Below are 788 nucleotides of genomic sequence, written 5' to 3'. Positions count from 1 at the left end.
TCGGTGATCAGGATGTCGATGTCGCCGAAGTCTTCGATGCAGACCAGGCGTTTGACCAGGACCTTGGCCTTGGCCAGTTGCCGCGAGCCGGTCGCCAGGCCGGTGCTCACCACGGCGGGCAGCAGCTGCGGCGTGATGCCGACCGCGATCGCCAGCGAGAACAGCACCGAATCGATGATCGGCTTGTGCAGCAGCAGGTTGCTGACCAGGATGACCACCATCAGCGCGATCGCGACCTGCAGCAGCAGGTAGGAGAACCGGCGCAGCCCCACCTGGAAATCGGTCTCGGGTTGGCGCTTGTCCAAACCCGCTGCGATGCGGCCGAATTCGGCATCCCTGCCGGTGGCGTACACCACCCCGGTGCCCTCCCCGGCGCTCACGATGGTGCCCATGAAAGCGAGGTCGGTCGATTCGGCCAGCTCGGCGCCGGCCGGCACAGGCTGCGGCGATTTCTCCGAGCCCGTCGACTCGCCGGTCAGGATGCTCTCGTCGCATTCCAGGCCGGTGACGTCGATCAGCCGGACGTCGGCGGGCACGGCCTCGCCCAGCGACAGGCGGACCACGTCACCGGGCACCAGGTCGGTGACGCCGATCGTGACGAACTTCGAGTCGCGGCGCACCACGGCGTTGTGGTGCACGGCCGCGTGCAGGTCGGCGGCGGCCCGCTCGGCCCGATACTCGTTGACGAACCCCAAGCCGATGCTGGCCGCCAGGATCACGCCGATGATCAACGCCTGCATGCTGTCGCCGAGAAAGTAGGAGACGATCGCGGTGCCGGCCAGCAGGAT

At 67.6% G+C, this 788-nt stretch carries 1 pseudogene; it reads right to left on the bottom strand.

Going from position 1 to position 788, the window contains the following annotated elements:
* A pseudogene (locus A5696_RS29180) lies at positions 1-788 on the bottom strand (magnesium-translocating P-type ATPase); the annotation flags it as partial.

The sequence above is a fragment of the Mycobacterium sp. E2699 genome, assembly GCF_001666745.1.
Lineage (GTDB): Bacteria > Actinomycetota > Actinomycetes > Mycobacteriales > Mycobacteriaceae > Mycobacterium.
Note: the sequence above shows the minus strand (reverse complement) of the source record. Positions and strands in the feature narration are given on the sequence as shown.